Source organism: Plantactinospora solaniradicis (genome assembly GCF_042658085.1).
In the GTDB taxonomy this organism is placed as follows: domain Bacteria; phylum Actinomycetota; class Actinomycetes; order Mycobacteriales; family Micromonosporaceae; genus Plantactinospora; species Plantactinospora solaniradicis.
Genome location: NZ_JBHSPR010000013.1, coordinates 358,343 through 378,478 on the forward strand (window position 1 = coordinate 358,343; position 20,136 = coordinate 378,478).

General features: G+C 71.0%; 19 protein-coding genes. 3 read left to right on the forward strand and 16 right to left on the reverse strand.

The window, feature by feature from the left end; all coding sequences use genetic code 11:
• Window positions 1-51: 51 nt before the first annotated feature.
• The 10 genes from ACFP2T_RS19315 to ACFP2T_RS19360 form a co-directional block, all read right to left on the reverse strand.
• Window positions 52-1,287, reverse strand: coding sequence for an iron-containing alcohol dehydrogenase family protein (locus ACFP2T_RS19315; protein ID WP_377423699.1), 1,236 nt, complete (start codon window positions 1,285-1,287; stop codon window positions 52-54).
• On the reverse strand, window positions 1,287-2,126 hold the full coding sequence (locus ACFP2T_RS19320) for an ABC transporter ATP-binding protein (protein ID WP_377423702.1): 840 nt from the start codon (window positions 2,124-2,126) through the stop codon (window positions 1,287-1,289). The genes ACFP2T_RS19315 and ACFP2T_RS19320 overlap by 1 nt, the downstream gene beginning before the upstream one ends.
• Complete coding sequence (locus tag ACFP2T_RS19325) at window positions 2,126-2,905, reverse strand: ABC transporter ATP-binding protein (RefSeq protein ID WP_377423704.1); 780 nt, start codon at window positions 2,903-2,905, stop codon at window positions 2,126-2,128. Before ACFP2T_RS19325 ends, ACFP2T_RS19320 begins: the two co-directional genes overlap by 1 nt.
• Window positions 2,902-3,939, reverse strand: coding sequence for a branched-chain amino acid ABC transporter permease (locus ACFP2T_RS19330; protein ID WP_377423706.1), 1,038 nt, complete (start codon window positions 3,937-3,939; stop codon window positions 2,902-2,904). The genes ACFP2T_RS19325 and ACFP2T_RS19330 overlap by 4 nt, the downstream gene beginning before the upstream one ends.
• Window positions 3,939-4,823, reverse strand: coding sequence for a branched-chain amino acid ABC transporter permease (locus tag ACFP2T_RS19335; protein ID WP_377423709.1), 885 nt, complete (start codon window positions 4,821-4,823; stop codon window positions 3,939-3,941). Before ACFP2T_RS19335 ends, ACFP2T_RS19330 begins: the two co-directional genes overlap by 1 nt.
• A 12-nt stretch (window positions 4,824-4,835) precedes the next feature.
• The gene (locus ACFP2T_RS19340) at window positions 4,836-6,005 is read right to left on the reverse strand and encodes an ABC transporter substrate-binding protein (RefSeq protein WP_377423711.1); all 1,170 of its coding nucleotides are present in this window, start codon (window positions 6,003-6,005) and stop codon (window positions 4,836-4,838) included.
• A 131-nt stretch (window positions 6,006-6,136) separates the two neighbouring features.
• The gene (locus ACFP2T_RS19345; RefSeq protein ID WP_377423713.1) at window positions 6,137-7,618 is read right to left on the reverse strand and encodes an NAD-dependent succinate-semialdehyde dehydrogenase; all 1,482 of its coding nucleotides are present in this window, start codon (window positions 7,616-7,618) and stop codon (window positions 6,137-6,139) included.
• 5 nt (window positions 7,619-7,623) lie between these two features.
• Window positions 7,624-8,586, reverse strand: a complete 963-nt coding sequence (locus tag ACFP2T_RS19350) for an FAS1-like dehydratase domain-containing protein (protein WP_377423716.1) — start codon at window positions 8,584-8,586, stop codon at window positions 7,624-7,626.
• Window positions 8,579-9,409: a citryl-CoA lyase gene (locus ACFP2T_RS19355; protein ID WP_377423718.1), complete on the reverse strand. Its 831-nt coding sequence runs from the start codon at window positions 9,407-9,409 to the stop codon at window positions 8,579-8,581. The genes ACFP2T_RS19350 and ACFP2T_RS19355 overlap by 8 nt, the downstream gene beginning before the upstream one ends.
• A complete protein-coding gene (locus ACFP2T_RS19360; protein ID WP_377423720.1) occupies window positions 9,406-11,523 on the reverse strand; it encodes an acetate--CoA ligase family protein in 2,118 nt (705 codons plus the stop codon). Before ACFP2T_RS19360 ends, ACFP2T_RS19355 begins: the two co-directional genes overlap by 4 nt.
• Window positions 11,524-11,812: 289 nt before the next feature.
• Between ACFP2T_RS19360 and ACFP2T_RS19365 the strand changes: the two genes are divergently transcribed.
• Window positions 11,813-12,328, forward strand: a complete 516-nt coding sequence (locus ACFP2T_RS19365) for a MarR family winged helix-turn-helix transcriptional regulator (RefSeq protein ID WP_377423722.1) — start codon at window positions 11,813-11,815, stop codon at window positions 12,326-12,328.
• 135 nt (window positions 12,329-12,463) lie between these two features.
• On the opposite strand, the gene ACFP2T_RS19370 is transcribed toward ACFP2T_RS19365, so the two are convergent.
• Window positions 12,464-13,516 carry a right-handed parallel beta-helix repeat-containing protein gene (locus ACFP2T_RS19370; protein ID WP_377423725.1) on the reverse strand — a complete coding sequence of 351 codons (1,053 nt, stop codon included), beginning with the start codon at window positions 13,514-13,516 and terminating at the stop codon, window positions 12,464-12,466.
• Between the two features lie 227 nt (window positions 13,517-13,743).
• Between ACFP2T_RS19370 and ACFP2T_RS19375 the strand changes: the two genes are divergently transcribed.
• Window positions 13,744-14,577, forward strand: coding sequence for a patatin-like phospholipase family protein (locus ACFP2T_RS19375; protein ID WP_377423727.1), 834 nt, complete (start codon window positions 13,744-13,746; stop codon window positions 14,575-14,577).
• Window positions 14,578-14,750: 173 nt separating this feature from the next.
• Here ACFP2T_RS19375 and ACFP2T_RS19380 read toward each other — a convergent pair whose 3' ends face one another.
• Window positions 14,751-15,533 (reverse strand): SDR family NAD(P)-dependent oxidoreductase, encoded by a 783-nt coding sequence (locus tag ACFP2T_RS19380; protein ID WP_377423729.1) that lies wholly within the window; start codon window positions 15,531-15,533, stop codon window positions 14,751-14,753.
• Between the two features lie 86 nt (window positions 15,534-15,619).
• Between ACFP2T_RS19380 and ACFP2T_RS19385 the strand changes: the two genes are divergently transcribed.
• Complete coding sequence (locus ACFP2T_RS19385) at window positions 15,620-16,471, forward strand: helix-turn-helix transcriptional regulator (protein ID WP_377423732.1); 852 nt, start codon at window positions 15,620-15,622, stop codon at window positions 16,469-16,471.
• A gap of 144 nt (window positions 16,472-16,615) precedes the next feature.
• Here ACFP2T_RS19385 and ACFP2T_RS19390 read toward each other — a convergent pair whose 3' ends face one another.
• The 4 genes from ACFP2T_RS19390 to ACFP2T_RS19405 form a co-directional block, all read right to left on the reverse strand.
• On the reverse strand, window positions 16,616-17,305 hold the full coding sequence (locus ACFP2T_RS19390; RefSeq protein ID WP_377423735.1) for a TetR/AcrR family transcriptional regulator: 690 nt from the start codon (window positions 17,303-17,305) through the stop codon (window positions 16,616-16,618).
• A gap of 137 nt (window positions 17,306-17,442) precedes the next feature.
• Window positions 17,443-18,582 carry a PQQ-dependent sugar dehydrogenase gene (locus tag ACFP2T_RS19395; protein WP_377423736.1) on the reverse strand — a complete coding sequence of 380 codons (1,140 nt, stop codon included), beginning with the start codon at window positions 18,580-18,582 and terminating at the stop codon, window positions 17,443-17,445.
• A gap of 194 nt (window positions 18,583-18,776) precedes the next feature.
• Window positions 18,777-19,322, reverse strand: a complete 546-nt coding sequence (locus ACFP2T_RS19400; protein ID WP_377423738.1) for a DUF1097 domain-containing protein — start codon at window positions 19,320-19,322, stop codon at window positions 18,777-18,779.
• 54 nt (window positions 19,323-19,376) lie between these two features.
• Window positions 19,377-20,120 (reverse strand): SDR family oxidoreductase, encoded by a 744-nt coding sequence (locus tag ACFP2T_RS19405; protein WP_377423826.1) that lies wholly within the window; start codon window positions 20,118-20,120, stop codon window positions 19,377-19,379.
• Window positions 20,121-20,136 lie beyond the last annotated feature (16 nt).

The following is a 20,136-nucleotide window of genomic DNA, read 5'->3' on the forward strand; positions in this document are numbered from 1 at the left end:
GGGCCGGGGCCACGTCACGCGTGGACCCGGCCCGGGAGGTGGTAGATCGCCCTAGGCGAGCTTCAACCGCGATCCCACCGTCGCCGTCCCGGTCGACGACGCCTCGAACGCCGCGCCGAGATCGCCGGTACGCATCGACGGCACGAGCCGCCGCAGGGCGTCGACGGTCATCGGCGTCGGGTTGTTCGCACGCGGATACTCCGCAGCGCACCGCTGTGCGATCCGCTCGTCGGCGTCCTCGCCGATACCCAGCTCCGCGAGCGTGGTCGGAAGTTCCAACCGCCCGAGCAGTGCCTGTACCGCGTTCGCCGCATCGACGAGGTCGTCGCCGCCGCCCGAGGTGAGGGCCCGGCCGAGGGTACGGGCGCAGTCCGGCTCCAGCCCGCTCGCGTTGAACGCGATGCAGTACGGCAGCGCCAGCCCCGACGACACGCCGTGCGGTACGGACCGCTCGTGCGCGACACAGTAGGCGAGCGAGTGCCCCAGCAGCACACCCGCGTTGAGCGCCTGGCCCGACAGGTGCGACGCCCACAGGCACGCGGCGCGGGCCTCGACGTCACCGCGGGAGGCCGCCTCCAGATTGCCGACCAGCAGGGCGATCGCCGTCCTGGCGTGGTGCACGGTCATCGGCGAGCGGTCGGTGGACATCAGCGACTCGGCGGCATGTGACAGCGCGTCCATGCCGGTGATCGCGACGATCCGTCCGGGCAGCCCGTCGAGCAGGGCCGGATCGAGCACGACCGCCGTGGCGACGTACCCGGCGGTGGCCGAGATGCGTTTCGCCCCGGCCACCGTCACCATCGCCGCCCGGGTCGCTTCGGAGCCTGTGCCGCAGGTCGTGGGCACCATGACGAGCGGGGCGACGCCGCCGGGCGGTGCGACCGGGCCGAGCCAGTCGGCGGCGCCGCCGGTGTTCTCCAGCAGCAGCGCGATCATCTTGGCGGCGTCCATCACGGACCCACCGCCGACCCCGACGACGACATCCGCCCGGACCTCCCGGGCGCGCGTCGCCGCCCGGTCGATGCGGGTGTCGTCCGGTTCGGCGCCGAACCCGCCGACGACCGTCACCCGGTACGCCGCACCCAGCGCGTCGAGCATCGGCGCGAGTAGTCCGGCGCCCTCGACGGCATCGTCGACGGCGACGAACACCGAGGCGTCGTCGGGCAGGCGCAGCCGGGACGACAGCACCCGGGCGATCAGTCCGGCGCTGCCCCGGCCGCTGACGACCGTGGCCGGCGAGATGAACTCGGCCGTCGAGCCGCTTCCCGGTAAGAACATCGTCTCCATCAGGTCCCCTCCGGTTCTCCGGACCGGGCCGGCACGGCCCGGTCCGTCTCAGGCGGTACGCGAGGTTCCCGCACCCGACCCGGCGTCGCGGGAGCCGGCGGCTGCGGCCGACCGGCTCCCGAGTACAGGTCGCCGATGCTGTCCCGGTCGATGCCGGTCGTCGGGCCGTGCCAGACGATGCCCCCGCCGTTCAACACGTGGATGTACGAGCAGGTGCGCTCGACGACCGAGAAGTTCTGCTCGACGAGAAGGACGGTGATGCCGCGCTCGTTCAGCGTGCGGATCGCGTCCACCAGTTCGGAGATCAGCTTCGGCGACAGGCCGGCCGTGGGTTCGTCGAGCAGCAGCACGTCACAGGTCGCCATGAGGCCGCGGGACACCGCCAGCATCTGACGTTGGCCGCCGGAGAGGTTTCCGGCCGGATCACCGAGCCGGCCGGCCAGTGCCGGGAAGATGTCCAGCGCCGACGTCCGTGCCTCCTCGTACGGGGTGGCCCGCCGGCCGGTGAGCCAGGACAGCCGCAGGTTCTCGGCGACCGACAGCTCCAGCACGGCGGCCCGCTCCTGCGGCACCATCGCCAGGCCGAGCCGGCGCCGCCTGGCCGGGGAGAGCCGGTCGGCGACCTGCCCACCGATCGACACCCCGCCCGTGGTCCGGACGAAACCGGCCACGGCCAGCAGCAGCGTCGACTTCCCCGCGCCGTTCGGCCCCAGCACACCCACCGCGCTGCCCCGCTCGACCCGGAGCGAGACGTCCTTCGCCGCGGCCACGGAACCGTGGTAGGCGGAGAACCCGGTCAACTCCAGTGCCGCCGGCGGCCGCGTCGGATCGTCGCTCATCACGCCACCTCACCCAGGTACCGTTCGCGGACCTCGTGCGAGTCCAGGACCGTGGCCGCGTCCCCACGGGCGAACTCCGCCCCCTGGTCCATCGCGACCACGGTGTCGGCCAGCGACCGGACCAGTTCGAGGTTGTGCTCCACCAGCAGCGCGGCGACCGAGGCCGCCCTCAGTTTGTCGATCTCGGCCGCCAGTCGCCGCTGCTCGACCGACGACAGCCCGGCGAACGGCTCGTCGAGCAGCAGCACCCGGGCGCCGGACACCATCGCCCGAGCGATCTCGACCAGGCGCTGCTCCCCGAGACTGAGTTCGCCCGGGTTGTCCTGGGCGAGCCGGTCGAGCCCGAGCGCCGCGAGTGCCGTGACCGCGCGGTCGCGCCGGTCCCGGGCGCCCCGCGACAGCCCCGGCCCGCCGAGTATCTCGAACCACCGGCGGCGCACGTCGCCGGCGATCGAGCCCATGGCGACGTTCTGCCACACCGTCAGTTCCGGGATCAGCCGCGGCGTCTGGAAGGTACGCACGATGCCGAGCCGGCTGCGCTGCGGGGGCGACAGCGGGGCGAGGTCGATGACGTCGTCGCCGAACCGCACGGACATGCTCGCCACCGTGACCGGCACGAACCCGGACAGCCCGTTGATCGCGGTGCTCTTGCCCGCGCCGTTCGGCCCGATCAGGGCCAGGATCTCGCCGCCGGTGACGTCGAGGCTGAGCTGTGCGACCGCGACGACGCCGCCGAACCGCACGGTCATCTCGCGTACGGAGAGTTGAACGGTACTCATCCGGTGCTTCCTCTCACCGCGTGGATCCGCCCGCTGGCCCAGGTCACGACCTGGTTGAGCCCGCGTGGCATGAACAGCGCCACGAAGGCGAGCGCGACGCCGTAGAACACCAGCCGGTACTCGGCGAGTGGCCGGAGCAGCTCGGGCAGGGTCACCACGACCACCGCACCGAGCACCGGTGCCCAGCGCCAACCCCGACCGCCGATGATGGCGATGGCGATCAGCCGGATAGAGGTCTCCAGCGACATCTGGTCCGGCCCGATGTAGTGGACGAGTTGGGCGAGGAACGCTCCCGCGATCGTGACCGGCACGGAGCTGATCATGAAGGCGAGCAGCCGTATCCAGGCCACCGACAGGCCGAGTGACTGGGACGCCGGCACGTCGAACCGGGTGGCCAGCATCGCGGCGCCGAGCGGCGACTCCCGCAGGCTGCTCTGCAGGTAGTACGCCACGGCGAGCACCAGGCCGGACATCACCAGGACCTGCCCCGGGCCGGCGAACCCCGGCACGGCGATCTGCTGGATCCCGCTGATTCCGGCGTACCCGCCGGTGATCGGGGTCGCGTTCTGCACCACGACCACCGAGAGGAGGCCGATGGCCAGGGTCGTGATGCCGAAGTAGTAGCCGACGACGCGCAACGTGACCAGCACGATGAGCGCCGCCACCAGCAGCGAGACGAGGATCGGGAGCACCAGCGCCAACCCGACCCCGCCGGACTCGGTCATCCTCGCCCAGCCGTACGCGCCGATGGCGAAGAAGACGACGTGGCCGAGCGAGACCAGTCCGGTGTACCCGACGAGGATGTTCAGTCCGACGCCGGCCAGCGCGAAGATCGCGGTCATCGCGGCGATCTGGGCCTCGTGCGGGCCCAGCACCGCCGCGAGCGCGATCGCTCCGGCGGCGATCGCCGCCGCCTCCCCGAGGTGCACGCCCTGCCGGGTCGCCCGGGTCGCCCGGGTCGCCCGGGTTGCCCGGGTCGCCAGGGTTGCCGGGGTTGCCTGGGTTGCCTCGGGAGCACCCTGTGCCGTCGTCATCAGACCACCCTCGCCTTGATGCCGCGACCGGCCAGGATGCCCTGCGGCAGCACCAGCAGCACGGCCATGATGATGAGCGGCGCGATCGCCTGCCGGGTGGCGGTGTTGAGGTAGCCCGCCGCGTAGTTCTCGGCGAGACCGATGATCACGCCGCCCACGACCGCGCCGTACGGGTGCCGCAGCCCACCGATCATCGCGGCGGCGAAACCGCTGATCGTCAATGCCACGCCCATGCTGGCGCTGACCAGCAGCACGGTGCCCAGCAGTACGCCGGCGAACACCCCGACGATGCCCGCGAACACCCAGCCGACCACCGTCAGCCGGGCGATCTGCACGCCCGACAGCCGCGCGGCGTCCACGTCGGCGGACATCGCCCGCATCTGCAGCCCGATGTCGGTCTTCTTGTAGAAGACGAAGAACGCGGCCATCAGCAGCCCGGCGGCCAGCAGGATCGCGAAGTAGTCGAACGAGATGCTGAACGACTCCAGTCTGATCGCCTGCGCGGTGACCGGACTCGTCAGCCGGTACGTCTCGGACCCCAGCACGTTGTTCGCGAGGTTCGCCAGCACCGTCGAGACGCCGATCGTGCCGACAATGATCAGGTCGATGTCCCGGCGCCGGGCCAGCGCCGGCCGGACGAAGAGCAGGCCCAGCAGCACGCTGGCGACCAGGACGATCGCGACCGCCTCCAGGAACCCGGCGAGGTACCCGCCGCCCGCGGTGGTGCGGACGGCCACGAACAGCGCCGCGACCATGACGACGTCACCCTGGGCGAAGTTGAGCACACCGGTACCGTTGAACAGCGTCGAGATGCCGAGTGCCACCAGTGCGTAGCCGCAGCCGATACAGAGCCCGATGATCGTGAAATAAAGTAGCTCAGTCATCTCCGGGTGCGGTCAGACAGCGACCGTCTCTCCTGTCTTCCAGAGCCGGAACGCGAGGTCGTCAGCCTTGATCGGCGCACGCTCGGTCAGGTTCCACGGCGACTTGCCGCAGGCGAGACCCTCGATCGCGGTGGCCTTGGACAGCCAGTCCTGCACGGCCTGCCGGCTGGTGCCGCCCTCTTTGAACGCCCGGATCAGCACCGTCATGGCGTCGTACGCGGTCGCGCCCTCGAAGGTCAGCGGGTCCTCCGGGTACGCCTTCGCCCAGTTCTCGGCGAGGGTACGGCTGGCCGGCGAGTCGTCGCCCAGCGGCGTCATGAAGTAGAGCCCGTCGGCGTCCTTGCCGGCGATCTCGCCGACCGCGATGTCACCGGCGGCCACGTTGCCGACGATCGGCACCTTCCACCCGATCTCGGCCTTGCCCTTGACCACCGCCGCGTACGGGGTGCCGAAGCTGAACATCGCGACGAAGTCGGGGTTCTTGCGCCGCAGCGACACGAGCTGCGGGGTGAGGTTCGAGGCGGTCGGCTCGAACGTCTCGGATCCGACGATCTCCAGGTCGGACTCGCCGAGGATGGCGTCGAGCTGCTGCTTGGCCGAGGTGCCGTACGCACCGGTGTCGGTGAAGATGCCGACCCGGCGGAAGTTGTTGCGGGCGGCGAAGGTGATGACGTTCTTGATCTGCTCCGAGTCCCGGGCGTTCACCTGGTACTGGAACGGGTTCTTGATCGAGTTGCTCGCCCCGAACACGAACTCGGGCAGCCCGGCCGCCTCGACGGCGTTCGCCTGGGCGAGCGCGACCGGCGACGAGTGGGCACCGAACATGGCGACCGCGCCGGCCTGGGCGAACCGGGTCACCAGCGGTACGGCCTCGCTGGGGTTGTTCGCGTCGTCCTGGAAGTCGACCTTGACGGAGACGTCGCCGAGTTCGCCCGACTCCTCGGCCTGCTTGAGGCGCAGCTCGATGCCCTTGCGGTACAGGTTGCCGGTCCGCGACACCGCACCGGAGAACGGCAGCGCCACGCCGACCAGTACCTCACCGGACGCCGACTCCTCGTCGTCTGCGGTGACGCTGCCGGAGTCGAGGGTGCAGGCCGTCAGCGCGGTGGCGGCGAGCACCAGGGCCAGGCTGGTACGCGTTGTCGCGGAAATCCATCGTGGGGGTCGCCTGCGGTGGAACATCAGGTCTCCTATTCCGGCCAGCCGGTATGGCGGCTGACCTCTACGCCCGAACCGGGCGGTTGGTGGAATCGCAATCTCCGTGCGGCACCGTGTGCGCGGTGCCGGCGCTCATCCCCAGGAGCCGGACGTCGTCATCGCTTGATCGCGATGGCCTTCGTCTCGACGTAGTCCTCGATGCCCTCGGTGCCGCCCTCGCGGCCCTGGCCGCTGTTCTTGAAGCCGCCGAAGGGCAGCTCCGGACGGTTCGGCATGGCGTCGTTGACTCCGATGACGCCGAATTCGAGTCGCTCCATGGCGTCCCAGAGCCGGTTGAAGTCCGAGCCGAACACGTACGCCGCGAGGCCGTACGTCGTGTCGTTCGCCCGCGCGACCACGTCGTCGCCGTCGTCGAACGGGTAGACGGGGAGCACCGGCCCGAAGGTCTCCTCGCGGGCGATCTCCATCCCCTCGTGCACGTCGGTCAGCAGCGTCGGCTCGTGGAAGGCGCCCTTGAGCCGAGGGTCGTCCGGCGTCCAACGGTTGCCGCCGACGAGCACGGTCGCGCCCTTGGCGACCGCGTCCTCGACGTGCCGTTCCACCTTGGCGAGGCCGGCGAAGTCGATCAGCGGACCGGTCGTCACCCCGGTGCTGAGCCCGCGCCCGAGGCGCAGCGCGGCGATCCGCTCGGCGAGCCGGCCGGTCAGCTCGGCCACCAGGGAGCGGTGCACGAACAGCCGGTTGATCGAGATGCAGCTCTGGCCCGCGTTGGGGAACTTCGCGAACATCAGGTTGTCGACGGTGCTGTCGAGGTCCGCGTCGGGGAAGACGATGGCCGGCGAGTGGCCGCCCATCTCCAGGGAGACGCGCCGCAGCACGGCACCGGGACGGCGGGCCAGGCTCAGCCCCACCTCGGTGGAGCCGGTGAAACTCACCTTGCGGATCCGGGGATCGTCCATGATCGCGTTGACGACCTCGGCGGGACGCGAGGTGGTGAGGACGTTCAGCACGCCGGGCGGAAGCTGCTCGTTGATCAGCCTGGTCACGGCGACCGCGATCAGCGGGGTCTGCTCGGCCGGCTTGGCCACCACGGGCGAGCCGGCCGACAGCGACAGCCCGATCTTGCGCATCAGCATGCTCGCCGGGAAGTTCCACGGGGTGATCAGCAGCGCCGGACCGACCGGGGAGGTGAGCACGAGACCGCGGCCGTTTGCCGAGGACGGGGTGATCCGGCCGTACGCCCGGCGCCCCTCCTCGACACCCCACTCGAGCATGGCGGCGCCCCGGAGGATCTCGCCGTGCGCCTCGGCGTACGGCTTGCCGTTCTCGACCGACATCAGCCGGGCCAGGCCCTCGGCGTGCGCCCGGACGGCCGCCACGGCGGCCCGCAGCCGCGCGGCCCGGGACTCTGCGGCCTCGGCACGCCACCCGGCGTACGCGGCCACCGCCGCCTCGGTCGCGGCCCGGGCCTCCGGCTCGCCGGCGTCGGCGGCCCGCCCGACGACCTCCAACGTCGCCGGGTCGAGTACGTCGAACGTCGTCTCGGCCGTCGTCCACTCCCCGGCGATCAGCAGGGTCCGGCCGGGCTCGCCGGGCAGCAGGTCGGCATCGAATTCGGCGGTGGTGGGTTGACCCACGACACTCACTCCTCTTCCTGTGTCTGAGATCGCGTCTGCGTACGCGCGCAGTCCGGGTCCGCCCCGGCTGCGATGGATGTCGGATCGGTCGACGCCGGTTCGAGCACGGCCGCGCCGACCGTGGAGACCGCACCCCCCTGAGACTGCCCGTACAGCTGGAGCCGCGTTCCGCCGTCGCCCGCGCCGGCCGGCTCGGGTACGACCCATACCGTGAAGTCGTCCCTGACCAGGTCCAGCCCGCGGTACGAGGCCGACAGCTCCCGCAGCACGCTGCCGGTGCCGGCGTACTCCAGTGCGCCGCGGGCCAGCCAGGCCATCTTCAACAGGCCGTGCACGATGGTCCCGGGCAGGCCGCTGGACCGCGCGTAGGACTCGTCGTAGTGCGCCTCGTAGAGGTCCTCGGTGGCGACCGCGTACCGGACGACGTCGCGCGGGGACACGCCGGTCGAGAAGACCCGGACCGCGCCCGGGGGCAGATCCGCCCCGCTCGGCCGGCCAGCCGTGCTCGGCCGCGATCCGGTCGCCGCCGGAGGCGCTCCGGTCGCCGACTCCGGGAACCGCCGGATCGCGGTGTACCGGAGTTCCGCCACCTCGGCCAGGGAGTCGGTCCGCCGGTACACCGTCTCGACGGTGTACAGCTCCAGCCGCCCGGTCCGGCCGTTCTTGACCTCGGCGTCGACCACCGTGGAGTTGCGTTCGAGCGCGTCGCCGACCCGTACCCCGGCCCGCCAGCGGCACGAGTTCCCGCCGTTGAGCCGGGCGGGTGCGTCCGGGATGCCCAGGGCGAAGGCGTCCACGTACTGCGCGCTCAGGAAGGACGGTGGGACCAGCTCGGCCCGGCCGTCCACCGGCAGGTAGGGGTGCTGGGCCAGTCCGGACACCTCTCGGACCCGCTCGGCCCGCCAGCGCTCACAGTGGAACGGCGCCCAACCGGTGCTGTTGCCGACGATCGCCGAGGGGTCATGCATCGGAGCCTCCCGCCGGGCGGCGGTCCTCCGGCAGCCAACTGGCCTCGCGCAGCGCGTTGCGTACCTGCGGGGCGATCGGCTGGTCGAGTTCCTCGTTGATGTGTGCGAGCAGTCCGGCGGTGCGGCTGACGATCGCCATTCCGCGGTGCAGGTGCCAGGGGATGCCGACGCCGAGCAGGATCGCCGCCGCCGCGCCGGTGGCGTTCACCACGAGCCGGCGACCGACCCGCCGCTCGATCGCGGTGCCGACCGCGGTCAGCCAACCGGTCTCGTCGGCCGCGACGTCCAGCTCGGTCGCGACCTGGAGCAGCCGGATCGCCCGGGGATCACCGCTGCGGTGCAGCCCGTGCCCGAACCCGGGCACCCGCCGGCCGTCGTCGAGGATCCGCGCGACCGCCCGCTCGGCCGCGCCTCGGGCATCGGTGCCGGCCCGTACCTCGGCGCCGATGCCGGCCAACAGCTTGCCGGCCTGTTCCATCGAGCCGAGCAGTGAGCTGCCCGCGCCCAGCACGCCGGCGGCCAGCGCGCCCTGGAGCGCGTCCGGCGCCGCCGAGTAGGTCAGCCGGGCGGCCAGGGCGCTCGGCTGCATCCCGTGGTCGACCAGGCTGACCAGGACGGCGTCCACGGCGCGGACCTGCGCGCCCGACGGCCGCCGGCCGGTCACGGTGAGCAGCAGGGTCTCGGTGTACGAGGTGTGCCCGATCAGCTCGTCGACCAGGTCGTACCGGCGCAGTTCTATCCGCTGGGCGTTCGCGTGTCCGACGTTTGTGGAGATGCCCAGGCCAGGGCGGTGCACCACCGGCTCGGACGCCGTCTCGCTCATCGGCCGGCCTCGGTGGTGAAGGCCAGCGCGTCGAGCACCACGGTCCCACCGTCGACCACCCGGATCGGGTTGCACTCGATCTCCCCGATCCCGACCGCGCTGTCCCGGACGACGGCGTCGAGCCGGGTCAGCACGGCGGAGAGGTCCTCGGCCAGCCCCGGCACGTCGACCGGCGGCCGGGTCTCGAACTGTGCCGCCAGCTTGAGCCGCCGCAACTCGTGCGCGACGTACGCCGGCTCGTAGGGCGGCACCAGGGTGCGTACGTCGTCGATCTCGTTCGCCCAGATTCCGCCGCTGCCGAGTACGGCGCGGCTGCCGAAGGTGGCGTCGGCGAGTACCCCGACGATCAGCTCCGGTCCGGCCGGGACCTGCTCGACGACCAGCGCCTTCGTCATGCCGAACTGCCCGGCCATCCGCTGGTACGCCGCCGCCAACCGGTCCGGGCCGTCGAGCCCGACCTCGACCGCGCCCTGCCGCGCCCGATGGGCCAGGAAGGGCTCGACGAGCTTGAGCACGCACGGGTAGCCGACCTGCTCGGCCGCCGCCAGCGCGTCCTCCGCGCCGCCGACCTCGACCCGGCGCGGCGTGCGTACGCCCAGCCGGTCCAGCAGCTCCATCGCCCGCGCCTCGTCGAGGCCCTGCCGCTGGCCGGTCCCGAGCCCGGTCAGGCCGTCGCCGATCGCCCCGCCGAGGTCGACCGCCGGCGCCGGGCCGGTCCGGCCCGGCGCCTGCCGCTGGCCCTGTCGACCGGCCCGGACGAGTCCCATCCCGCGCAACGCCCGGGCCGGGTCGGCGCCGACCACCAGGCCAGCCTCGGCGGCCGCCAGGCGGACTCGGTCACTCACGCCGAGCCAGGACAGCACGAGGGGGTTGCGCAGCTCGGCACGCGTCCGGACGAGGATGTCGATCAGCTTCTCCCCGAGGTACTCCATGCTGCCGAGGAAGACCAGCAACGTGTCGACCGAGGGGTCGCGGTCGAGGATCCGCAGGGTGTTCGCCATCAGGTCGACGTCGTTGATCACCTGGGCGGTGAAGTCGATCGGGTTCGTCAGCCCGGCGAACGCCGGCAGCGCCGCCCGCAGGTCCCGCATCGTGTCGTCGGACAGGTCGGTCAGCGGTACGCCGAACCGGTCGCACGCGTCCGACAGGTACGCGGCGGCGCCGCCGGAGTTGGTCGCCACCGCCAGCCCGTCGACCGGCGTGTCGATGGTCAGGGCGCGGGCGATGTCGACCGCGTCGTCCATTCCACGCAGCCGGACCGCGCCGAACCGGTCGAAGACGGCGTCGAAGGCACTGTCCACACCGGAAAACTGCGCGGTGTGCGAGGCCACCGACCTGCTCCCCCGCTCGGACGCGCCGGACTTCAGCAGGAAGACCGGCTTGCCCGCGGACCGCAACTCGCCGAGAGCGACCGCCAACTGCTCGCCGCTCGCGACGCCCTCGACGTACCCGATCACGGCCGAGGTGGCGGGATCGGTGGCAAGGTAGCGGAGGTAGTCGGGGAACGTCACACCCGCCTCGTTGCCGGTGGCGATGACGTGTGAGAAGCGCCCGCCCGCCCAGTACGCCTCGGTCAGGAGGTTGAAGGCGGTGCCGCCGCTCTGCGAGACGAGAGCCACCCCGCCCGCCTCGATCGCCGGCATGGTTTCCAGGGTCGTCGCGAACGTCGCGAAGGAGCGGTGGGCAAACGACGCGAGTCCCAGGCTGTTCGGTCCGGCAAGCGCGATTCCGGCCGATTCGGCGATACGGGACAACCGATCCTGTAGCGCCTTTCCATCGGCGCCGGTCTCGGCGAATCCGCCGCCGAACACCACGGCCGCCCGCGCACCACGCTCGGCCGCCTCTTCCAGCGCGGCAACCGCCGCCTCCGCCGGAATGCAGATGACGAACAGCTCGACGTCGGCCGGCAGCGAGGCGATGTCCGGATAGCAGCGCATGCCCTGCACCGACTCGTACTTGGGGTTGACCGGGTAGATCGACCCGCGGTAGCCACGGTCGGCGAGTATGCGCAGCGGGCGGCCCCCGATCCGGTCCGGACGGTCCGACGCGCCGACGACAGCGATGCTCGACGGCCGCAACAGGTAGCGGATCGACTCGTACCGCAGAGTCTGCATGGGTTCTCCGTTCCGAGAGCTCACCGCCCGCAGCCAGGACGAACGGGGCCACGGCCGACGTTGATGATCGCAGAGTATGTGTACCGGGTGTTGTGATTGTCAACAGTCTGGTGCGACGTCGGTCGTCGGCGGGTCGACCGCGACAACGGCACGAACCACGTTCGATCCCGGACACCGACACGCCCACCCGCGCCGACGCCACGAACATCGACCGGAACCCCCGGCCGGACCGGCGCGGCGGCACGGCCGGCCCGGGGTGGTCCGGATCCGGCGTGGCAAACTTGCGCGCATGGTGGAAGCGACCGCAGGCGGGGAGACGCTGGCGACGGATATGGTGATAACCGAACTGCTCTCATTTCGGCTACACCGGGTGGTCAACGCATTCGAGCGCAGCGCGGCCCTGCTCTTCCGTCGGGAATTCGACGTCAGCCTGGGTGAATGGCGGGCCCTGGCGCTACTCGGAGGCGGAGTGGCGAGCACCACGAATCGCATTGCCCGACTCGCGGGCATAGACCCCGCTCAAATGAGCCGTATCGTCACGAAGCTCGTCGACCGCGGTTTCGTCGTCCGCTCCAGCGGCCCCGGCAACAGTTCGCCCATCTCCCTGACTCCGGCCGGCCGGCGCACCTACAGAGGGCTGATCGCCGCGGCGCGGATCCGGAACACCGCCTTCCTCTCCGCCCTCACCGAGGACGAGATCGTCCACCTCAACAGCGCACTGGAAAAGCTGGCGACCCTCGCGATCGGTATGGAACGGGCCGGGCCGGGCGACGAGGGCGGCGCGGCCGCCGACATCACCCGGTGATCTCGTCTCCGACGTAGCGCTTTGCGGTCGGTCGAAGACGGCACCGATGCGCGTTGGCAGTCACCGCACCGGGCTCTCCCTCCTGAGTTCCCGCGCGGCCCTGCCCCACGCCCCCGGGCCCGGGGCAGGGACGTCCTACCAGGGCTTGCTGGTCACGTAGACGTTGTTCCCGCCGAAGCTGACCGGGTCGCTGGAGCAGCCGTACAGGTTGGCGTTGGTCGCCGCGTCGTGCCCCCAGAGTCGGACCCGGACCGGGTTGATGCTGCCCTGCGCGTCCTCGTTCCACCTGTCGTTGTTGTACGAGGTGGTGCCGACCTGGTTCCGGTCGAACAAGCCGTTCGTGCTGCATCCCTCGCTGTCGAACCGCCAGTCGCTGAAGATCGCGTACGCGCCGGTACGCCAGAACTTGTTGAGGTCGACGGTGGTGTTGTCCGCCCGGTTCCGGGTCCGCACCGGGTCGCCCGAAATCAGCTCGAACCGATTGTTGTAGATCACGGTGTCGCTCGCGTAGTTGGCGACGTAGACCCCGTGCATCGCGGCGGGGCTCTCGGTGTTTTCCAGGTTCTGGAAGAGGTTGTCCTCGACGTTGAGCCCGGTCGTGTACGTGGCGTGCACCGCGCCGTACCCGTTGCCGGGTCCACTTTGGTACTTGCCGCCGAGCCGCCGGAACGTGTTGCCGGTGACGGTCAACCCGTCGAGCCGGTTCGCCGAGGTACCCGCGGCACGGATTCCACCGTTGCGGCAGTTCTGGAAGACGTAGTTGGAGACGGTGACGTTGTCGGCGGTGACCGTCATCCCGTACTCGGTGTTGGCGCTGCTGTCCTCGAAGGTGCCACAGTCGATGGTCACCGCCGCTGCGCCGACCGTGCCGAGGGTGATCCGTCCACCCGGTGGCGACCAGGTCACCTGGATGGTCGACGCCGGCCGGTAGGTGCCGGCGGGCAGGAGCACCGTCGCGTTCCTTACGTTCCGGCCACGCAGGACGTCCTGCGCCTCCTCGATCGAGGCCACGGCGGTGTCGAGTGTCCGGCCGGTACGGCGCTCCGGCGCTCCGGCGCCGGTGTCAGCCGCCGGATTCACGTACACGGTCACCTGGTCGACGGGCGCGGCCGTCGCGGGCAGCCCCGGCAGTACGCCCGCGAGTGCGACGCACACCGTACCGGCCGCCGCGAGGGAGGTTCTGCGCATGTCCAGCTCCTTCGGAATCGCTTTCGATCACCGACCCGACGAGTCGGCGAGACCACGATGACCATTGACCTACCCACTCGGCAAGGTAATCGCAACCGATCTCGGCCGACAGGTATGTCCGGCGTAGCCGCAGCGCTGCTCGGAGACTACGACGCCGTCCGTAACGGGCTCACCTCGGTTGGAACGCTCAGCACGAGCCCGGCGTGGCGCCGTGCGAGGATGCGTAGATGCCGACCGATGGATGGGCCCTGGTTCTGGGCGGCGGTGGCGTGACCGGCGTCGCGTGGGAGATCGGCCTGCTGTACGGCCTCGCCGAGTGCGGTGTCGATCTATCCGTCGCGGACACCGTCATCGGCACCTCCGCGGGCGCGTCGGTCGCCGCGCAACTCACCGGCACAACTCCCCTCGCGGACATCTACGCCGCCCAGACAAACAATCAGTCCGGCGAACTCCCCGCCCGGATCGGCATGGGACCTGTCCTCCACTATCTCGTCGCGGCCGCGTGGCCCGGCGACCGACGGCACGGCCGAGCCTGGCTGGGCCGAGCCGCCCTACGGGCGAAAACCATCTCCGAAGCCGAGCGGCGAGCGGTCATCGAACGACGAGTACCCGACCGGCTCTGGCCCGACCGCCGGCTTCTGTTGACCGCCGTCGACACCCAGACCGGCGCGGACATCGTCTTCCACGCCGACAGCGGCGTGCCCCTGATCGACGCGGTCGCGGCCAGTTGCGCCGTCCCGCTGATCTGGCCACCCGTCACCATCAACGGAAGGCGGTACATGGACGGCGGCGTACGCTCGATCGCCAACGTGGACCTGGCCACCGGTCACAGCCAGGTGATCGTGATCGCACCCAGCACCGCGGCCCTGCGCCGCTCCGATCGGCCCCAGGTCCAAGCAGCGGCCCTCGGGGTACCGCACGTCGTCGTGACACCGAACGCCGCGGCCCGCGACGCGATCGGTAACAACATGCTCGACCCCACGCGACGCCGGGCGGCAGCCCGCGCCGGACTCGACCAAGCCGCATCGATCGCGGACCGCATCCGCGCGGTCGCGCCATAACGGACGGGCCGAGTCCGGAAGCACCCGTGACACCTGGGTTGTCCGAGCGTCACCCTCCCCGAGGGCCGCACGGCTGGAACAGCCCGTCCGGGCGTCTGAACACGCACCGCAGACAGAATCAGCCGGCTGCGGCCAGGGCGCGCGGTGCCGCCACGCCTTGCCCGGGCTCCCGTTCAGGCGCCGGCGCCGCCGTCGACCGGCACGATCGCGCCGGTCACCATCGAGGCACGGTCGCTGAGCAGCCACGCGGCCACCTCGGCCACCTCGCGGGGCTCGGCCATCCGGCCGAGTGGGGTCACCGCAATGTTGCGCTCGATGATGCCCGGGGATACCGCCTCCCACGCGTCGATCATCGCCGTGGCGGTGCCGCCGGGGGTGATGCCGTTCACCCGGATGCCCTGACGGCCCCAGGTCACGGCCGCGGTCTCGGTGATGCTGTTGAGCGCGCGCTTCATGGCGCCGTATGCGGGGAGGGCGGGGTTCGCGCGGCGGCTGCCGATGCTCGAGGTGTTGACGATCGCCCCGGCACCGTTCCGCCGCATGAGTGCGGCCTCGGCGGTCATGGCGGTCCAGTGTGAGCGGAAGTTCACGGCGAACTGCTCGTCGATGTCCTCGTCGCTCGTGGTGTCGAGCGGGCCGGGCTGCTGGATCGCCGCGGCGTTGTTGAAGGCGCCGTCGAGCCGTCCGTGCAGTTCCTCGACGCGGTCGATCGCCACCCGGATGCTCGCACGGTCGGCGAGGTCCAAGGTGACGGCGTCGGCGACGCCGCCGTCGGCGCGGACCTCGGCGACGATGTGGTCGAGGGCATCCGTGCTGCGGGCGGCGAGCACGACGGCGGCACCCTCGGAGGCGAAGAGCCGGGCCGCGGCCGCCCCGATGCCGCGGCTGGCGCCGGTGATGAACACAACCTTGCCGCTGAGCAGGCCGATGGGTGCGATGTCGATGGTGTTCGTCATGACGACAGTGTCAGGCTGGCCTCCAGGCCGGATACAGGCACAGGCGGTACCAGGATCCGTGGCCGCGCCACGTGCAGACTTGGGGTATGAACAAGAAGGAGCTCGGGGCGTTCCTCCGTAGCCGTCGCGAGCGGCTCCGGCCGGAGGACGTCGGCCTCCCCTCCGGACCGCGGCGTCGGACACCGGGTCTACGCCGTGAGGAGGCCGCGGTCCTCGCGCACATCTCCACGGAGTACTACGTCCGGCTCGAGCAGGGCAGGGCGCCGCGGCCGTCGGGCGAGGTCCTCGCCGGGATCGCAGGCGCGCTGCGGCTCACCGACGCCGAGTCCGACCACCTCCACGTCCTGGCGGGTACCGCGCCGACCCGTACCCGGCTGCACCGGCGCGACGTCCGCCCGAGCATCCTGGCGCTCCTCGAACGGCTGCCGCGGACGGCCGCTCTGGTCGTGTCCGCCGCGTTCGAGGTGCTCGCGTGGAACGACCTTGCGGCCGCGCTCATGGAGGACTTTGCCGGGCTCGCCCCAAAGGACCGCAATCTCGCGCGCCGGGCATTCCTCGGGCCGGCGCGACCTGACACGACGCTTTACGGGATCTCCGACGCCGCCGAGTTCCGGCATCACGTCGTCCTGGAGCTCCGGGCCACCCTCGCCCGCTACCCGACGGATCCCGCAGTGACCGGCCTCGTCGACGAGCTCCGCGACGCCAGCCCCGACTTCGCCCGGCTCTGGGAGCGGCACGACGTACAGGCCGCGCCGACACTCACGAAGACTTTCCGCCACCCGGTCGTCGGGGAGGTCACCGTCGACTGCGACTCGCTCACGCTCACGGACCGCGACCAGCACCTCGTGCTCTACAGCGCGCCGCCGGGATCCCCTGGCGCCGAGGCTCTGGCGCTGCTGAATGTACTTGGAGCCGAGGCTGGTGACTATCTGCGGTAGCGCCGCAGCCGACCACGGCGAACACCGTCGCCGGCAGGGGTGACCTGCCAATCCGGTCGGCCGTGCTTGCCCAGCCCAGCACCGCCCCCACCGGGGAGTCCGCGCCGAACTCGGCAGCGCCTTCCTGGCCGCGTCGCGCCAGCCTCAGTGCTTGCCTATGCGGTGCAACCACTCGCCGAGCAACACGCGTTCCCCTTCGGTGAGGACGGTGGCCTCGTCGAGGTGGGCCTGTAACGAGACTGCGGCGTTGAGCAGACCGGTGGTGGCGGCCCCGGTGACGGTGTCGGTGGTGATGGCGGCCAGGATCGACTCGCGGGCGATCGTGGAAAGAGCCAGGTCGCGTTTCTCCGGTGGGGTGGCGATGAGCGTGAGCGTCACGCCTTTGCCGGTGGAGTGGACGAGTTGGGCGGCGCGTTCCTCGGTGACGCGAAGCCGGCCGGCCTGGGCGATGCGATTGACCCGATGGGCGAGGATGGCGGCGGCTTGTCCTGCGGCCGGGGATTCGTGGCCGGGACGCACGTCGCCGAAGATGAGGGTGTAGAACGCCGGCCGAGCGAGGCCGAATTCGACGTGGAGATCCCATCCGGTGCGTAGATCCTCGACGGGATCGTCGCTGTCCTCGATCGCGGTCTTCTGGGCCAGGTAGCTGGCGAGACCGAAGCTGCCGGCGGCGTCGAGCAGGCCTTGCATGTCGCCGAACAGCCGGTAGATGGCCGGCGCCTGCACTCCGGCCGCCGCGCAGACGGTGCGCGTGGAGACGGCGTCGCGTCCGCCCTCGGCAAGTAGCGTCGCCGTGGCCTCGATGATGCGTTCGCGGGGGGCCTTGGCGGGCATGGCCGTAATGTACATCGGCCCTTACCTCCTCACGTCGACGAGCTGCGGAGCGCCGCCGGGATTGTTGTGTTTCACACCGGTGGAGGTTGGTTCGTCACCGACCGACACCGCTGGTCCTGTGGGCTGAGTGCACGTGCTCAGCGTGGTCGCACCTCGACGCGCAGGATGCGGTCGTCACCCGGACGCGCATCGGTTCCGCCCCAGGTGGCGCGGTCGGTGTTGGAGGTGACCAGCCAAAGCGCCCCGTCGGGGGCCACTTCGACGGTACGGATGCGTCCGTGGTCGCCCTCGAAGTGCTCGACGGCGTCCCCGGTCGCGCCGTTGCCGGCGACCGGTAGTTGCCACAGACGTTGACCGCCGAGCGCGCCGATCCAGAGTGATCCGGCGGCGTAGGCGACACCCGAGGGCGAGGCGTCGTCGGGGTGCACGGTGAAGATCGGCGGCACTCCGGTGCTGCCTTGCACACCCTCGGTTTCCGGCCAGCCGTAGTCCTGCCCCGACCGGAGCACGTTGACCTCGTCCCAGGTGCGGTGGCCCAGTTCGGAACCGTATGCCGTGCCGTCGGGCCCGAAGGCGATCCCCTGGACGTTGCGGTGCCCGGAGGAGTAGATCGGGGAGTCGGGCGAGGGGTTGTCTCGCGGGATGGAGCCGTCCGGGCGGATCCGCAGGATCTTGCCGTTGAGCGTGGTGTCGTCGGCGGCGTTCTCCGGCTCGAACGCGTCGCCGGTGCCGATCCACAGGTTGCCGTCCGGGCCGATCACGATGCGTCCGCCGTGGTGGCGGTCGGCGGTCTGGATGCCGTCGAGCAGCACCCGGTCCTGCCGCAGCGATCGGAAGTCGTCGGCGACGCGCAGGGCGACGATGGCATTCTCCTGGGCACCGGAGACCGAGGCGTAGACCGTGTGATCGGTGGCGAAGTCGCGCGAGGCGGCGATGCCGAGCAGGCCCCCCTCGGAGCTGGCCACCACACCGGGTACCGCGCCGACCGTCTGCGGCGTGCCGCCGTCAGCCGGGACGCGGACGATGTCACCGCTGATCCGCTGCGACACCAGCGCGGATCCGTCGGGCAGGAAGGTCAACCCCCACGGCGCGTTGAGGCCGTTGGCGATCTCGGTGGGTTCGCCGAGCGTCGCGACCGGGCCGTCACCGCGCGTGGCGCTCGGCTGCCCGTCGCCGGGGTTGATCATCGGCTGATGATCGGGCGAGCAGGCCGTCAGGGCGAGCGCGGCGATCAGGCTCGGGCCCGTCGCGGCGCGTCGCAGCGGTCGATGGAACATGGCTTTCTCCTTCGAAAGGGTCTTGTCGCCCGACTCGCCGCGCGAGCGGCAGCGCGGCTCATTGCCAGATCCAGGCACCTGACCCGCACCCCTGGCCGGTCGTAGCTGTTGTGGTGGGCGATCGAGCCGGCACCGCGTCACCGGGCCGGGTTGCACCGGCCTGTCGAACTGCAGTGCCGGCTCCTCTGCGCCACTCAGGCGGCGAATCGGTGCTGTAGGCGCTGGCAGGCGTAGCCGGCGCCCGCGCCGACGGCGCTGGCCGCGATCAACGTGAACAGCCCGGTCAGTATGTTCTCGGGGTGTAGAGCGAAGAACGCAACGAGGCCGACGAACCAGGCGAGCATGTTGTCCAGCACGGGTGTGGTACGCATGCCGACGGCGACGCAGGCGAGCACGAACACCGCGACGGGCAGCGCCGCCACCCCGATCGACGGGGACAGGAAGGCGACGATGAGGTGCCCGGCCACGGCCAGCAGCATTCCCGCCCACAGGCAGATGACGGCGTGGACGCCGTGCAGAGCCGAGGCCGGGCGGGTGAACCAGGCCACCCAGCCGACGAACATCGCCCAGGCGTGTAGCCCGACTGTCTCGCTGAGGAACGCCGCGGCCGCGGCGATGACGGCTGCGATGAGAGTGAAGCGTACGAATTGGCCAGAGGATGATGCTGTGGCGTGCACGGCAGGCGTGGCCGGGGTGGCCGGCGTCGGTGCGGTTGCGGAACCGTGGATCTGCTGAGCCATCTGTCTTCTCCTCCTCGTGCCGCCGAGGGCGGCTAACTGGGTGGTCTGCCTTCGTCAGGCGGCGCCGCCGTTGACGAAGATGGTCTGCCCGTTGATCCATCGGCCGTTGCCGGCGAGCAGGGACACCACTTCGGCAATGTCGTCCGGGCGGCCGAGCCGTTCCATCGGGTTCTGCTTCGCGATGTGCTGGATGAGGTCGTCGCTCTTGCCCTCGAGGAACAGGGCGGTGGCCGTGGGTCCAGGAGCCACGGCGTTGACCGTGATGTCCCGGCCGCGCGCCTCCTTGGCCAGGATCGGGCTGAGGGCTTCCACCGCTGCCTTGCTCGCGGCGTACGCGGCGTAGCTGGGCAGGTTGAGGCGGGTGACCGAGGTGGAGAAGTTGATGATCGCGCCGCCCGCACGCAGACGACCGATCGCTTCGCGGGCGACGACGAAGGTGCCGCGGAGGTTGGTGCGGTGCATCCGGTCGAACTCGTCGAGGTCCAACTGGACGACCGGTTTGAGGATCATGACGCCCGCGGCGTTCACGACAACGTCCACGCCGCCGAACGACCGCTCGGCGGCGTCGAACAGTGCCCTGACGCCGTTCTCGTCGGCCACGTCCACCTGCACCGCTACGGCGCGACCCCCGGTGGTCTCGATCGCCTCGACGGTGGATTTCGCCTCAGTTTCGTTGTCGACGTAGCCGACGACCACGTCCTGGCCGTCGACGGCGAGCCTCAGCGCGACGGCGCGGCCGATCCCGCGGGATCCGCCGGTCACGACGGCAGCCCGGCTCTGGTTGGAGGGCACAGTGATCTCCTTCTCTGATAGC

Coding starts and splice junctions, on each gene's coding strand:
- ACFP2T_RS19350 (WP_377423716.1), bottom strand. CDS start 8,586: ATGCATGACCCCTCGGCGATCGTCGGCAACAGCACCGGTTGGGCGCCG.
- ACFP2T_RS19365 (WP_377423722.1), top strand. CDS start 11,813: ATGGTGGAAGCGACCGCAGGCGGGGAGACGCTGGCGACGGATATGGTG.
- ACFP2T_RS19335 (WP_377423709.1), bottom strand. CDS start 4,823: ATGACTGAGCTACTTTATTTCACGATCATCGGGCTCTGTATCGGCTGC.
- ACFP2T_RS19320 (WP_377423702.1), bottom strand. CDS start 2,126: ATGAGCGACGATCCGACGCGGCCGCCGGCGGCACTGGAGTTGACCGGG.
- ACFP2T_RS19315 (WP_377423699.1), bottom strand. CDS start 1,287: ATGGAGACGATGTTCTTACCGGGAAGCGGCTCGACGGCCGAGTTCATC.
- ACFP2T_RS19380 (WP_377423729.1), bottom strand. CDS start 15,533: ATGACGAACACCATCGACATCGCACCCATCGGCCTGCTCAGCGGCAAG.
- ACFP2T_RS19325 (WP_377423704.1), bottom strand. CDS start 2,905: ATGAGTACCGTTCAACTCTCCGTACGCGAGATGACCGTGCGGTTCGGC.
- ACFP2T_RS19330 (WP_377423706.1), bottom strand. CDS start 3,939: ATGACGACGGCACAGGGTGCTCCCGAGGCAACCCAGGCAACCCCGGCA.
- ACFP2T_RS19395 (WP_377423736.1), bottom strand. CDS start 18,582: ATGTTCCATCGACCGCTGCGACGCGCCGCGACGGGCCCGAGCCTGATC.
- ACFP2T_RS19370 (WP_377423725.1), bottom strand. CDS start 13,516: ATGCGCAGAACCTCCCTCGCGGCGGCCGGTACGGTGTGCGTCGCACTC.
- ACFP2T_RS19385 (WP_377423732.1), top strand. CDS start 15,620: ATGAACAAGAAGGAGCTCGGGGCGTTCCTCCGTAGCCGTCGCGAGCGG.
- ACFP2T_RS19355 (WP_377423718.1), bottom strand. CDS start 9,409: ATGAGCGAGACGGCGTCCGAGCCGGTGGTGCACCGCCCTGGCCTGGGC.
- ACFP2T_RS19360 (WP_377423720.1), bottom strand. CDS start 11,523: ATGCAGACTCTGCGGTACGAGTCGATCCGCTACCTGTTGCGGCCGTCG.
- ACFP2T_RS19400 (WP_377423738.1), bottom strand. CDS start 19,322: ATGGCTCAGCAGATCCACGGTTCCGCAACCGCACCGACGCCGGCCACC.
- ACFP2T_RS19340 (WP_377423711.1), bottom strand. CDS start 6,005: ATGTTCCACCGCAGGCGACCCCCACGATGGATTTCCGCGACAACGCGT.
- ACFP2T_RS19390 (WP_377423735.1), bottom strand. CDS start 17,305: ATGCCCGCCAAGGCCCCCCGCGAACGCATCATCGAGGCCACGGCGACG.
- ACFP2T_RS19375 (WP_377423727.1), top strand. CDS start 13,744: ATGCCGACCGATGGATGGGCCCTGGTTCTGGGCGGCGGTGGCGTGACC.